Consider the following 13,641-nt stretch of genomic DNA (forward strand, 5'->3'; position numbering starts at 1 on the left):
TTTTGGTCGATCGTGGGTAGGCTGGAGGGACGCACAGCGGAAGGCGAAAACCATGAAGATCAGTGTTGGACAGCTCTCACCCAGCGGCGATATGGCAGAGAACCTGCAGGTGGTTCGCCGGTTGGTCGCCCGCGCCAAGGATTCGGGTGCGGAACTGGTGCTTTTCCCCGAGGAAACGATGTTCACGGTCCGCAAGGTCGAGGGGAACCTGACCACCGCCGTGGAGCGGGACTGGAGCACCTTCGTCCAGCAGCTTTCCTTGGTGGCCGCGGAATTCGGGGTGGCGATCGTCGCCGGGGGATACGAGCCCAGCGAGGATCCCCAGCCCTACAACACACTGGTGACCATCGACGGTAGCGGTGCCATTTTGGGTACCTACCGGAAGATCCACCTCTACGACGCCTTCTCCTACCAGGAGTCCAGCCGGATTAAATCAGGCGATGTCGAGGCGGTCCCCGTCTTCGAGATCGGCGGCCTGAACGTGGGGATCATGACCTGCTACGACATCCGCTTCCCCGAGGTGGCCCGCCGGCTAGCGGTCGCCGGTGCCGACGTGGTCCTCGTGGCTGCCGCCTGGTTCAAGGGCGATCACAAGATCGACCACTGGGAAACCCTGCTCAAGGCCCGCGCCGTGGAGAACACCGTCTGGGTGGCTGCCGCCGGAACGAGCTCAACGAACACCGTTGGCCACTCGGCGATCCTGGACCCGCTGGGCATCCCGGTGGCCTTCCTGGGAGAGGAAACCGAGGCGCTGGTCACCGTGGATGTCACCCGTCGACGGGTCGAGGAAGTGCGCCGATTCCTGCCGGTACTGGCCAACCGGAGGATCGGCACCGACATCAACGCCTGAGGGCGGCCTCGCGGGCGTTGTCCGCTGCATGGTCTTCCCAGCCGGGTGAGGCGGGGATGGCTAGGAGCCGACGGCTGGCAAAAGCCAGAATGACAGCGATGCAGCAGATGCCCGCACAGAGGGCCAGCACGCCAGACCAGCCCCAGGCCGCGTAGCCGAATCCGGCGACCAACGGGGCCAAGGGGATGGCGCCCATGGCCAGCAGGTCAAGCGCGCTGTTGGCCCGCCCCAGCAAATGGGTGGGTACCGCGACCGTGAAGTAGCCCAGCAGCGAGGCATTGATGGCGGGGGCGGCGAACATGCTGGCCCCCAAGACGGCGCACACTGCAGGAATCGAGTGCACGAATGGCAAGGCGGCCACCGCAGCCGTACACGTCGCCAGCCCGAGGGCTCCGAGCCAGCCGGTCGATATCCGCCGCACCAGTGGGGGCGCCAGAAGGGCTCCAGCGAGCATCCCGGCACCGACCGAGGCGGTCGTCACGCCGATGCTGGCCGGTGATTCGCCCCGCTGCTGCAAGCCGAAGACGACGGCGGTGATGGAGGCGTTCATGCCGAGGTTCACGATGGTGGAGATGGCCATGACCCCGCGCAGTTCCGGCCGGTGCAATATCCAGGAGAAACCCTCCCACGCCTCACGCAGATAGCCGGTCCGGACGGGGGAGGCATCGTCGTCGTGCTCCGGGGTGCCGCGCAACGGACGGAGGTCGGCGCGGATGCGCAGGACAGAGAAGAGGCCCAGCAGGTTCAGCATTGCGGTTGCGGCGAACGGCACCGCATGGCCGATGACCATCAACACGCCGCCGACCGGACCGCCGGCCAGGCTCACGACGGCGTCGCGGCCCTGGTTGGCGGCCATGGCCGAGCCGATGGAGTGGGGCTCGACGACGGACTTCAGCGCGGCATTGGGGACGCCGTCGAATAAACCGCTGCGCACGTTCATCAGCAGGTTCAGGATGGTCAGCAGCCAGAAGCCGAGCAAACCGGCCAGCTGGAAGGCGGCCAACGCGCCCGCCATGGCCACGCCGGTGGCGGTGCCCAGCAGGATGAGCCGGCGGCGGTCGTGCCGGTCGGCCAGGACGCCGCCGGGAAGGGTGGCTACGACGCGACCGACCTGTCCGATGGCCGCGATGATGCCTGCCTGGGCGGGGTCGCCGGTGACGTAGAGCGCCAGGAGTGGGACGGCGAAGTTGTGTAGGGCGCGTCCGAGTCCGGTGGAGGTGTCCGTGGCCAGCCACCACCGGTAGTCGCCGTTGCGCCATAGTGCCGGCGGGCGCCCGGACGTCGTAGCCGACGGGTTCGGGCCACGGGTGGATGGTTCGTGCTGGAGCGGTTCCATGGGATGAGCCTAGATCCGCAAGAATAATTGCGCAAGAGAAGTTGCGCAACTTTTGTCGCAGGTTTGTAGACTAGTCCCATGGAAGCCGAACGCCACAGTGCCCGCGCGCCGGAACGTGAACCACGGGTCATGACCTCACCCATGCTCAAGGCCATGGCGCACCCCTTGCGCCGGCGGATCGTGGCCGTGCTCGGCGCCCAGGAGTCTGCCCGTGCCGCCGATCTGGCACAGCAGCTCGGGGTTGCGGCGAACACGCTGAGCTTCCATCTGCGCACGCTGGCGGACGCAGGGTTCGTTCAGGAGGCTCCCGAGTTCGCACGCGATCGCCGGGACCGGGTCTGGAAGGCTGCGGTCCAGTCCTTCAGGGTCGGGTCGCCGGAGACGCCGATTGGCCCGGAAGACGAAGCGCCGCTGACTGCTTATCTGGACCAGTTGACCATGGACCAGCAGGAGATGGTCGCTAAGGTGACGGCCTGGGCCCCGGGTTTTGCGACCGGCCGCGAGCCGGAAGCGAAGGCGGACTTGAGTCTGGGGACGTTACGGTTGACGCCGGCGGAGGCCGATGAGCTCTTCACCGAGGTCTGCGCGGTCCTGGATCGCGCCCGCTCGTTGCACCATGTGCCCGCGGCTTCCGATGAGGCAGACGGCGTGCGGGCTTGGGACTACACCTTCATGGCCGCGCGCGAGGACCTGTAGCACCGCGGCCTCCGTCGTGCGGGAAGGCGGAAAGCTAAGCCAGGACCTGCCGTTTGGAGGAGATGACGCCGGTGTTGAAGCCGGCCAGATGGAGGCCTCCGTGGAAGCGGGCGTGCTCGATCTTCACGCAGCGGTCCATGATCACGTTCATTCCCGCGGCTTCGGCCTTCGTCGCGACGTCTTCGTGCCAAGCGCCGAGCTGTAGCCACAGCGTCTTCGCCCCGACCGCAATAGCCTCATCCAGGACGCCGGGCAGGTCGTCGTTCTTGCGGAACACCTCGACCAGATCGGGGACCTCCGGCAAATCGGCCAACGATGCGTAGACCGGCCGGCCCAGGATCTCGTCCAGGACCGGGTTCACGAAGTAGACCGTGTAGCTGGTGGAGGAGAGCAGGTAGGTTGCCACGAAGTAGGAGGCGCGTGCCGTCTTGTTCGAGGCTCCCACGATCGCGATGGACTGCGTGGAGCGCAGGATGTTCAGCCGCTCGGGGGCCGAGGGGCCGACCCAGCTGCGTTCGGTGGTTGCGGTGCTCATGAGAAGACTCCGATCTCTTCGGCGACCGGCGCCGCGGGCGTGCCGGAGTCTTCGTGTTCCTCGAAGCCTGACTGGGAGACCGTGAGGGCCTGGTCCAGATCCCAGATGATGTCCTCGACGTCTTCGAGCCCCACCGAGAGACGGATCAGGTCCTCCGGCACTCCGGCGGCGGCCAGCTGCTCGGGGTTCAACTGCTGGTGCGTGGTCGAACCCGGATGCAGGACCAGCGTGCGGGCGTCACCGATATTGGCCAGATGGCTGGCCAGTTGCAGCGCCTCGATGAATCGGCTGCCAGCTGCGCGTCCGCCGGCAACCCCGAAGCTGAAGACCGATCCAACGCCGTCGGGCAGCAGTTCCTTGGCCCGGGCGTGCTGCGGGTGGGAGGGCAGCCCGGCGTGGTTGACGTAGGTGACGCGGGGGTCGGCCTCGAGCCAGGCGGCGATCTTGGCGGTATTGGCCAGATGGGCGTCCATGCGCTGCGGGAGTGTCTCGACCCCCTGCAGCAGTTGGAAGGCCGACTGGGCGGAGAGGGCAGGACCAATATCGCGCAACTGTTCGGAGCGCAGCTTCGTCAGGAATCCGTATTCGCCGAAGTTCCCCCACCAGGAGACATTGCCGTAGGAGGGCACCGGTTCGGTCAGGGTCGGGAAGTTTCCGTTGCCCCAGTTGAACCTCCCGGATTCGACGACGACACCGCCCATCGTCGTGCCGTGCCCGCCGAGGAATTTGGTGGCCGAATGGATGACAATATCGGCACCATGTTCGATGGGGCGCAGGATATATGGCGGGGTCAGGGTGGAATCGACGACCAGCGGAATACCCGCTTCCCGGGCGACGGCGGCCAGACCCTTGAGGTCGGCGATGTCGCCGGAGGGGTTGGCGACCACCTCGGTGTAGATGGCCTTGGTTTCCGGGCGGAGGGCTGCGGCGAAATCGGCGGCCTCATTGCTGTCCACAAAGGTGGTGTCCACGCCGAAGCGGCGCAGCGTCACGTCCAGCTGGGTGATGGTGCCGCCATAGAGCTTCGACGAGGCGACGATATGGTCCCCGGCACCGGTCAGTGCGGCAAAGGTGATGAACTCGGCGGCCATACCCGAGGCGGTAGCCACGGCGCCGATGCCGCCCTCCAAGGAGGCGACGCGTTCCTCGAAGGCCGCGACGGTCGGGTTGCCGATCCGGGAGTAGATATTCCCGTACTTCTGCAAGGCGAACAGATTGGCCGCATCGTCGGTGTCCTTGAAGACGAACGAGGTGGACTGGTAGATCGGTACCGCGCGAGCGCCGTGCTCGGCGTCGGGGGTGCCCCCGGCGTGCAGGGCGCGGGTACGGAATCCAAACCGATGTTCCGACATCTCCGTGGTGGCTCCTTCGAAGTGGGGGTCGGGAAGTTCCCGATGCCTTCCATCGTGACAAATCATCACCTTTCATCAAAGAATGTTTCGTCACGTGGCAGCTGATCGAGTGTAGTCCGAATAAACTGCGCCTCAGGACCCCCGGATAGGATGGGTGTATGGGAACACGCATTGCGCTGGTGCGCCACGGGGAAACCGCATGGAACGCCGAGGGCCGTCTTCAGGGGCAGACCGACATCCCCCTGAATGAGACCGGCAGGGCCCAGGCCCGGGCCGCCGGAAAACGGCTGACAGAACACGACGGCGGCTGGGGCGCCCTGGTCTCCTCCCCGCTGGGCCGTGCGGTGGAAACTGCCGCACTGATCGGCGCCCAGCTGGGCCTGGAGGCGGTGGAGCCTGTCGTGGGGCTCCAGGAACGCCACTACGGCAACGGGGAAGGCCGGGCAGTGGTCGGGATGCCGCGCCCCCAGATCGACGAACTATTGCTCAGCGCCGAGCCCGAAGCCGAGGTCGTCGAACGGGGCCTGGCCGCGTTGGTCAGTCTGGCCCGGGAGTACCCGGACACCGATCTGGTGGTCGTCGCTCACGGAACCCTCATCCGCCTGGTCATGAGCGTCCTGCAAGACTGTAGCCATCCTCGGTTGGAGAACGGGGAGATCGTGCTCACCGATACCTGCCAGCTCGAGCGCACGACGGCGAGACGGGATTCGGCCCCCGTCCACTAAGTCAGTGATGTGCGCCACAGGTTCTGATACGGTTTTTCAATGACTCTCGCGAACCTGAATGACTGGCTCGGTACCTCCGAAGGTTGGCTATGGACCTTCATCGGCATGCCCGTCGTCGTCGTCTTGGCCATCTACTTCACCTTTCGAACCAAGGCCGTTCAGTTCCGCATGCTGCCGGCCATGTTCAAATCGATCACGGAAAAGGCGCAGCGCGACGAGGACAGGAACACGAAATCGCTGTCGGCGTTCCAGGCTTTCATCGTCTCGGCGGCAGCCCGCGTCGGGACCGGCAACGTCTCGGGCGTTGCGGGCGCCTTGTTCATCGGCGGGCCGGGTGCCGTGATGTGGATGTGGATCATGGCCCTGTTCACCAGTTCCGCGAGCTTCATCGAGTCCACGCTGGCCCAGCTCTATAAGACCCGCGGTGAAGACACGTATAAGGGTGGGCCGGCCTTCTACATTCATCGCGGTCTGGGGAGCCGTGGCTTCGGCGTTTTCTTCGCAACCCTGTTTATCTTCTGCTTCGCGCTGGCCTTCACCTCGCTGCAGTCCAACACCATTGTCGATGCCGTCAGTGGTGCGGTCGGCGCCTATACGGACCCCGAGTCCGTGACCTGGCTTCCCTGGGGCCTCGGGCTGGTGCTCGCGACCATGACCGCCGTCATCGTCTTGGGCGGGATGCGCCGCGTCGCCTTCGTCGCCCAGAACCTCGTGCCGTTGATGGCACTGATCTACGTCAGCTTCGGCCTCGTGATCGTGCTCATGAACATCGAAGAACTCCCTCGCGTCATCGGCCAGATCGTCGATGGGGCCTTCAACGTCAAGGCAGCCGTCGGTGGCGGCATCGGCGTGGCCATCGTCCAGGGTGTCCAGCGCGGCATGCTCTCCAACGAAGCCGGTATGGGCTCCGTTCCCAACGTTGCGGCCACCGCCTCGGTCAGCCACCCGGTGAAACAGGGGTTGACCCAGACGCTGGGCGTCTACTTCGATACGTTGCTCATCTGCTCGATCACCGCGTTCATCGTTCTCATCGCCTTCCCCGACCTCGGTCAGGGCGGTGAAGGATTGGCGATGGTGCAGGAGTCCCTGGTCGGCAACCTCGGGGCGTGGGCGGCGATCGCCCTGGCGGTGATCATGTTCCTGCTGGCCTTCACCTCGGTGCTGGGCAACTTCTCCTACGGGGAAGCCAACGTCAACTTCATCACCCGCAATAAGCGGGTGCGGACCCTCTTCGCGCTCGCCGTCACCGCCGTCGTCTTCCTCGGCGCCGTCATCTCCGTTGACCTGGCCTGGTCACTGGCGGGGGTCACGATGGTGTTCATTGCCATGATCAACCTGGTGGTGATCACGATTCTGGCGCCCACAGCGCTCAAGCTCCTGCGCCATTACAACGCCCAGCGGGCCCAGGGGCTGGACCCGGTCTTCCTGGCCACCGATATGCCGGAAATCAAGAACATTGATTGCTGGACCGAAGAGGACGTCAGCGACCATCTGACCCAGCGCGGATACCAACGGAAGGTGTCGGTGTCGGACACCGAATGATCAGCGGGCCGAGCACATCCGTTTCAGGGCGGGCAGGCACTCTTCGTTCTGCAGGCTCGTCGTATCACCCAAGGCGGTTCCCTCGAACAGTTGGGTCAGCAGCCGGCGCATGATCTTCCCCGACCGCGTCTTGGGCACGTCGGGCACGAAGATGACGTCGCGCGGTTTGGCGATCGGGCCGATCTGGGTTGCCACGTGGGCGCGGAGTGCGGCCGCGGCGGCCAGTTGCGAGGGCGTCGACCCGGAACTGGTGACGCCGCCGAGGAGCGCCCTGTCGCGGGGCACGACGAAGGCCGTTGCCGCATGGCCGGTCGTGGCATCGACGGTCGGGCAGACCCCCGCCTCGACGACCCCCGGATGGGAGACCAACGCCGATTCGATCTCGATGGTCGAAAGCAGGTGACCCGAAATATTCACGGCATCATCGGTGCGCCCCAGGATCCACGTGTCGCCGTCGTCGTCGTACTTCGCGCCGTCACCGGCGAGGAACCAGCCCTGCGCGGCGTACTTCTGCCAATAGCTGGTGAAGTAGCGTTCCGGGTTGCCCCAGACGGTGCGGGCCATTCCCGGCCCGGTGGCGGTGAGCACGATATTGCCCTGGACGTTGGCAGTGACCCGGGCGCCGGCGTCGTCCACGATGTCGGTGGTCATCCCGGGCAGGGCGCGCGTGCCACAGCCGGGCTTGAAGTCCTTGTCGGTGGTGCGGGGGGAGAGGACCGTGGCACCGGTTTCGGATTGCCACCACGTGTCGACCATCGGGATGCCGGTGTTGGGCTCACCGGGGACCAGGGAATCGCGGCCGACCTGGGTGCGCAGCCAACGCCACGCCTCGGGATTGACCGCCTCGCCAACGGTGCCGGCCATCCGGATGGAAGAGAGGTCGTGATCGGCGGGGATGCCGTCCGGGAACCATCCCATGAGCGAGCGCACCAGCGTGGGGGCCGTGTAGTAACTGGTCACGGAGTAACGTTCGATGATCTCGAAGTGCCGGCCCGGATGTGGGGTATTGGGCACCCCCTCGTAGATGACCTGGGTGACACCGTTGGACAGCGGTCCGTAGATCTCGTAGGTGTGGGCGGTGACCCAGGCCAGATCGGCGGTGCACCAGTGCACGTCCAGGTCCCGTTGGCCGGGGTCCGGATGGCTGAAGAGGAACTCATGGCTCCAGGAGGCCTGGGTCAGGTAGCCGCCGGTGGTGTGCACCAGGCCCTTGGGCTTCCCGGTGGTGCCGGAGGTATACATGATGAACAGTGGCGTCTCGGCGTCGAAGGCCTCGGCCGCGTGGGTGCGCGGCTGGGTTTCCACCGTTTCGTGCCACCACAGATCCCGGCCTTCGGTCCAGGCGATCTCACTGCCGGTGCGGCGGATGACAAGCACGTGTTTGATCGCGTTGTCCCCGGCGACCGCGGCATCGGCATTGTCCTTCACCGGCACCGCGGTTCCGCGACGGAACTGGCCGTCCGTGGTGACCAGTAGTTTCGCCCCGGTGTCTTCAACTCGGAAACGTAGGGCCTCGGCGGAGAAGCCACCGAAGACCAGCGAATGCACCGCACCGATACGGGCGCAGGCCAAGGTGATGACGACGGTTTCCACCAGCACCGGCAGGTAGATGACCACGCGGTCCCCGACGCCGATGCCCAAGGATGTCAGGGCGTTGGCCGCCTGGCTGACCAGCCCGGTCAGTTCGGCGTAGGTGACGGTGCGGCGGTCCCCGGGTTCGCCCTCGAAATGCAAGGCCACCTTCTCGCCCCGGCCGGCGGCCACATGGCGGTCGGCGCAGTTCACCGCCGCATTGAGTTTCCCGCCCTCAAACCAGCGCAGTTCGGGGCCCCGACGGGCTAGCGGGTCCACGGGAGTGGTGCTGTGGACCGTATGCCAGGGGTCGGCCCAGTCCAGACGTGCCGCGGCATCGGCCCAAAAGTCTAGGCGTTCGGATTCGGTGGTCGTGGCCGGTCCGGGGTACGGGGCAATGCTCATGAAATCAGCTCCATCGTTCCTGGCGGAAGCACCTTCGCCGGTGACGGACTCCGCGGGGTTGCGGGGACGTATTCGGCGTGGTTGCTGCGGCGTCACGGAGCCAGATCTCTCGGCCGCTCGGGATGGGTACCGTTCCACTTAAGGCCACCGTGACGCGATGAAGCAACTTCAGGAACGTGTTGCGTAATATTTCATCAAGGATTCAGATGCCGGGTCGTCATAGAACTTTTATGTCAGAAAACCTTGAAAATGGCAGGATTATTCGATGTTTTGAGGTCCTCGGCAACCCAGATTTCCGGCTGTAAACGCGTCACATTGCAGGTCGACGTTCCTTCCTGCGGTGGCGCTGAAGGTTCCGAATGTGGCCCAATGGAGGTAACAACCATCCAGAGCGGCCGAGAGATCTGGCTCGATGACGCCGCAGCAACCCCTTCCCGAATCATCGGGAGGAAGGTGCTCACGCCGGAACCGATGGAGTGATGTTTTGTGGCAGCCCTGACGATCGATGACGTGACACCGCGACACCTGATCAAACTGACCCCCGGTGTGCCCGCGGACGGGCACTACGACGAACTCGCAGCGGTCTTCCGCCCCGTCTTCGCGAGCATTGCCGACGGGGCAGCCGAACGCGATGCCCGCCGGATCTTGCCCTTCGAGCAGGTCGGCTGGCTCAACCGGGCCCGCTTCGGTGCCTTGCGGGTGCCCCGCGAGGCCGGCGGTTTCGGCGCCTCGCTGGTGGATTCCTTCCGACTGCTCATCGAATTGGGGGAGGCCGACTCGCAGATTGCCCAATTGCTACGTGCCCATATCGGCTTCGTCGAATCGGTGCTGCTGCTTCACGACGAGGAAGTCAAGACCCGCTGGTTCGCCCGCTTCGTGGCCGGGCAGATCGTCGGCAACGCCTACACCGAGCGCGGCGGCAACGACCTGGGCCAACTCAATACCGCCGTCGAACATTCCGAGGCCGGCTGGTTGCTCACGGGGGAGAAGTACTACTGCACCGGGACGATCTTCGCCGACTGGGTCGCCGTGACGGCCATGGCACCGGCGATCGAAGGGCGCCACATTGCGGTGGTGTCCACCCAGCATTCGGGGGTGGTCATCCACGACGATTGGGACGGGTTCGGTCAACAACTCACCGGAACAGGTTCCACCGGCTTCGCGCGGGTTCCGGTGGATACCTTATTGGACCCTGAGGTGCTGGATATTCATCCGGAATCTGCCATCTTCCAGTTGGTCCTGCTCGCCGTGCAGGCGGGTATTGCCCGGGCAGTGCTCGCCGACGTCCGTGCTCATACCCAACTGCGTGAGCGCGCCTTTACGACGGGAACCGGGCTGCCCTCCCGGCACGAACCGCAGATCCTGCAGGTCGTCGGAGAAATCTCGTCGACCGCCTTTGCCATCGACGCCATCTTGTTGGCCGCCGTCGCCGAACTCGAATCCGTGATCGGCCAACCGGGCCTGAGTGCCGCCGAGCAATACGCTGTCTGCGAGCTGGCCGCCAACCGCGCCCAGTCGGCCATCCAACCGCTGGTGCTCGAGGTGACCAGCCAGCTCTTCGACGGCCTCGGCGCCTCGGCGACCTCCGCCGCCTGCAACCTGGACCGCCACTGGCGAAATGCGCGCACCGTAGCGACCCACAACCCCGCCATGTACAAGTCCCGCATCGTCGGCGACTACGAGGTCAACGCCGCGGCGCCGCGCAAACTCGGCGCCGTCGGTGACCTCAAGACCCCTGAAGGAGAAAAATGAGCACCACACCAGCACGCCGTCGGATCCGCCTGAACGCCTTCGACATGAACTGCGTGGTCCACCAATCGCCGGGACTGTGGCGTCATCCGCAGGACCAGGCGTGGCGCTATAAGGAACTGGGCTACTGGACCGAGCTGGCCAAGACGCTGGAGAAGGGCCTGTTCGACGGGATCTTCATCGCGGACGTCTTGGGCACCTACGACGTCTACGGATCCACCAACTCCACTCCGCTCTCCGCCGGCGCCCAGGTCCCGGTCAACGACCCGTTCCTGCTGGTCTCCGCGATGGCTTCCGTCACCGAGAACCTGGGCTTCGGGGTCACCGCCGGAACCGCCTACGAACACCCCTACCCGTTCGCCCGCCGACTGGCGACCCTGGACCACCTGACCAACGGCCGCGTCGGCTGGAACGTCGTGACCGGTTACCTGCCCTCGGCGGCGAGGAACATGGGCCAAGAGGACCAGATGGAACACGACGAACGCTACGACCACGCCGATGAGTACCTCGAAGTCGTCTATAAGCTGCTCGAGGGCTCCTGGGAGGACGACGCCGTGCTCCGCGACCGTGAAACGGGGGTCTATACCGACCCGTCGAAGGTCCACGAAATCGGCCACGAGGGCAAGTACTTCAAGGTCCCCGGCATCGCCATCACCGAACCCTCGGTGCAGCGCACCCCGGTCATCTATCAGGCCGGCGCCTCGCCGCGCGGCCTGGAATTCGCGGGGGCGAACGCCGAATCGGTTTTCGTGAACAGTCCCACCAAAGAAATCCTCACCGACACCGTGCGGAGGATCCGGGACAACGTCGAGGCCGCCGGCCGCGACCGCTACGACGTGAAGATCTACACGATGCAGACGATCATCACCGCTGCCACGGACGAGGAGGCGCAGAACAAATACGCCGACTATGCCTCCTACGCCGACATCAACGGGTCGCTGGCCCTGCTCTCGGGCTGGACCGGAATCGACATGTCACAGTACGACCTTGACGACGTGATCGGTGAGGACGTGAAGTCCAATGCCATCCAGTCCTCGGTGGAGACGTTCAAGAAGGCCTCCGGGGATGACGGCAAACCGTGGACCATCCGCCAGTTGGCCGAATGGATCGGCGTCGGCGGTTTCGGCCCGGTCACCGTCGGTGACGGGGCCCAGGTCGCCGCGAAGCTCGTTGAGTGGGTCCAGGACACCGACGTGGACGGCTTCAATATTGCCTACGCCATCACCCCGGGAACCTTCGAGGACGTCGTCGAGTTCGTCATCCCCGAACTGCAGGCCCTGGGTGCCTACCCCACCGAATACGCGCCGGGGACCCTGCGCCAGAAGCTCTTCGGCGCCGGGGACCGGGTCAAGGACAGCCACCGGGCTGCCGACTACCGGCTCGCGGGAGCACAACTGGCCACCAGCTAGACCGCAGTACCGAAAACCACCATCCAGAGCGGACGAGAGACCTGGCTCGTTGACTCCGCAGCAACCACCCGTTTCGGGCAGGTGCTTCCGCCGGGACCGATGGAAAGGACCCCTCATGACTATCTCCACCCCCACCCCGCCAACCCGCAGGATGCGTTCTCGCGTCGCCGTCGCCAGTTTCATCGGCACCACGATCGAGGGCTACGACTTCGTGCTCTACGGGCTCGCTGCGGCGACCGTCTTCGGCCCGCTGTTCTTCGCCCCGGCAGATCCCCTGGTCGGGACGATGGCCGCCTTCGCGACCTACGCCGTCGGCTTCATCGCCCGCCCCATCGGTGGGCTGCTCGGAGGGCACTACGGGGACCGGATCGGACGCAAGACCGTGCTGGTTGCCTCCCTGCTGCTGACAGGAATCGCCACCACGGCGATCGGTTTGCTGCCCACCCACGACACCGCCGGATGGATTGCGCCGGCCCTCCTGCTGATCCTGCGGGTGGCCCAGGGCATCGGCTACGGGGCCGAATGGGCCGGAGCGGCCCTGATGACCGTCGAACACGCTGCCCCCGGGCGTCGCGGGCTGACCAGCAGCGCCACCCAGATCGGTCCGAGCGCGGGAATGCTGCTGGCCACCGCGGTGCTGTTGGGTCTGGAATCGGCTCTGCCGGATGCCGCCTATCTGGCCTGGGGGTGGAGGCTGCCGTTCCTGGCGAGCATCCTGCTGGTCGCCGTCGGGCTCGTGGTGCGGCTGAAGATCGAGGACAGCGCCTCCTTCAAGCAGGTCGTTCAAACGCAGCAGGTCTCCCGCCGCCCGGTGCTGGAATCGCTGCGCACCCATCCCCGCCAGGTCGCCCTGACCACCGGGCTGCGCATCGCCCAGAACGCGTTCTACTACGTCTACACGGTCTTCATCCTGACCTACCTGGCCCAGGGCGGAATCAGCCGCGAAACCGGGTTGCAGGCCATTCTCATCGCCTCCGCCCTCGGACTGGTCACCGTCCCGTTCTGGGGCTGGGTATCGGACAGGATCGGGCGCCGGCGCACCTACCTCTTCGGCGGGATATTCAGCATCCTGGTTGCCCTGATCGCCTTCCCGCTGCTCGATACCGGCAGCTTCGTGCTGATCGTGCTGACCGTCGTGCTGGGCATGAACATCGGCCACGATGCGATGTATGGCCCGCAGGCGGCGTTCTTCTCCGAACTCTTCGACACCCGGGTCCGCTTTTCCGGGGTGTCCATCGGCTATCAGATCGGTTCAGTCCTGGGCGGTGGCCTGGCCCCGCTGGTGGCCACCGCGCTGCTGGCCGCCGGCGGCGGCAGCCCGTTCTGGGTCATCGCCTACTTCGTTGCCGTCGGCGCGCTCACCGTCGTCACCACCCTGCTTTCCCCCGAAACCAGTGCGCGGGATCTGGACGCACGCCAAGACGCCTGCACCGTCTCTGAGCCCGAACATACCCTCGTCAGTTAGGAACG

General features: G+C 65.6%; 11 protein-coding genes and 3 riboswitches. Of the genes, 7 read left to right on the forward strand and 4 right to left on the reverse strand.

Annotated features, from left to right (window positions below; translation table 11 throughout):
- The first annotated feature begins 52 nt into the window (after nt 1–52).
- Nucleotides 53–850 (forward strand): carbon-nitrogen hydrolase family protein, encoded by a 798-nt coding sequence (locus tag CIK75_RS08990; protein WP_096223757.1) that lies wholly within the window; start codon nt 53–55, stop codon nt 848–850.
- On the opposite strand, the gene CIK75_RS08995 is transcribed toward CIK75_RS08990, so the two are convergent.
- Nucleotides 840–2,186 carry an MFS transporter gene (locus CIK75_RS08995; RefSeq protein ID WP_096223759.1) on the reverse strand — a complete coding sequence of 449 codons (1,347 nt, stop codon included), beginning with the start codon at nt 2,184–2,186 and terminating at the stop codon, nt 840–842. The two genes, CIK75_RS08990 and CIK75_RS08995, sit on opposite strands and share 11 nt — an antisense overlap.
- A gap of 78 nt (nt 2,187–2,264) precedes the next feature.
- On the opposite strand from CIK75_RS08995, the gene CIK75_RS09000 reads away from it, so the two are divergent.
- Nucleotides 2,265–2,882, forward strand: coding sequence for a helix-turn-helix domain-containing protein (locus CIK75_RS09000; RefSeq protein ID WP_096223761.1), 618 nt, complete (start codon nt 2,265–2,267; stop codon nt 2,880–2,882).
- Between the two features lie 34 nt (nt 2,883–2,916).
- Here the strand turns inward: CIK75_RS09000 and CIK75_RS09005 are convergent, their stop codons facing one another.
- Nucleotides 2,917–3,417: a CoA-binding protein gene (locus CIK75_RS09005; protein WP_096223763.1), complete on the reverse strand. Its 501-nt coding sequence runs from the start codon at nt 3,415–3,417 to the stop codon at nt 2,917–2,919.
- Nucleotides 3,414–4,769: an O-acetylhomoserine aminocarboxypropyltransferase/cysteine synthase family protein gene (locus CIK75_RS09010; RefSeq protein ID WP_096223765.1), complete on the reverse strand. Its 1,356-nt coding sequence runs from the start codon at nt 4,767–4,769 to the stop codon at nt 3,414–3,416. Before CIK75_RS09010 ends, CIK75_RS09005 begins: the two co-directional genes overlap by 4 nt.
- A 158-nt stretch (nt 4,770–4,927) precedes the next feature.
- On the opposite strand from CIK75_RS09010, the gene CIK75_RS09015 reads away from it, so the two are divergent.
- Together CIK75_RS09015 and CIK75_RS09020 are read left to right on the forward strand one after the other, a co-directional pair.
- Complete coding sequence (locus CIK75_RS09015) at nt 4,928–5,494, forward strand: histidine phosphatase family protein (RefSeq protein ID WP_096223767.1); 567 nt, start codon at nt 4,928–4,930, stop codon at nt 5,492–5,494.
- Nucleotides 5,495–5,533: 39 nt separating this feature from the next.
- On the forward strand, nt 5,534–7,036 hold the full coding sequence (locus CIK75_RS09020; RefSeq protein ID WP_096223768.1) for an alanine/glycine:cation symporter family protein: 1,503 nt from the start codon (nt 5,534–5,536) through the stop codon (nt 7,034–7,036).
- Here CIK75_RS09020 and acs read toward each other — a convergent pair whose 3' ends face one another.
- The gene (gene acs, locus CIK75_RS09025; RefSeq protein ID WP_096223769.1) at nt 7,037–9,013 is read right to left on the reverse strand and encodes an acetate--CoA ligase; all 1,977 of its coding nucleotides are present in this window, start codon (nt 9,011–9,013) and stop codon (nt 7,037–7,039) included. It abuts the gene before it with no gap.
- A gap of 7 nt (nt 9,014–9,020) precedes the next feature.
- Nucleotides 9,021–9,142, reverse strand: a riboswitch (SAM riboswitch).
- Between the two features lie 250 nt (nt 9,143–9,392).
- Nucleotides 9,393–9,491: riboswitch (SAM riboswitch) on the forward strand.
- 8 nt (nt 9,492–9,499) lie between these two features.
- On the opposite strand from acs, the gene CIK75_RS09030 reads away from it, so the two are divergent.
- The 3 genes from CIK75_RS09030 to CIK75_RS09040 all read left to right on the forward strand — a co-directional run bounded on the left by CIK75_RS09030 (nt 9,500) and on the right by CIK75_RS09040 (nt 13,636).
- Nucleotides 9,500–10,765 (forward strand): acyl-CoA dehydrogenase family protein, encoded by a 1,266-nt coding sequence (locus CIK75_RS09030; RefSeq protein ID WP_086999357.1) that lies wholly within the window; start codon nt 9,500–9,502, stop codon nt 10,763–10,765.
- Entirely contained in the window at nt 10,762–12,171 is a 1,410-nt protein-coding gene (locus tag CIK75_RS09035) for an LLM class flavin-dependent oxidoreductase (RefSeq protein WP_086999354.1), read from the forward strand. The genes CIK75_RS09030 and CIK75_RS09035 overlap by 4 nt, the downstream gene beginning before the upstream one ends.
- A gap of 16 nt (nt 12,172–12,187) precedes the next feature.
- Nucleotides 12,188–12,277: riboswitch (SAM riboswitch) on the forward strand.
- Between the two features lie 9 nt (nt 12,278–12,286).
- The gene (locus CIK75_RS09040) at nt 12,287–13,636 is read left to right on the forward strand and encodes an MFS transporter (RefSeq protein ID WP_096223770.1); all 1,350 of its coding nucleotides are present in this window, start codon (nt 12,287–12,289) and stop codon (nt 13,634–13,636) included.
- The last annotated feature ends 5 nt before the right edge of the window (nt 13,637–13,641 follow it).

The organism is Glutamicibacter sp. BW78 (assembly GCF_002332245.1).
In the GTDB taxonomy this organism is placed as follows: domain Bacteria; phylum Actinomycetota; class Actinomycetes; order Actinomycetales; family Micrococcaceae; genus Arthrobacter_H; species Arthrobacter_H rhombi_A.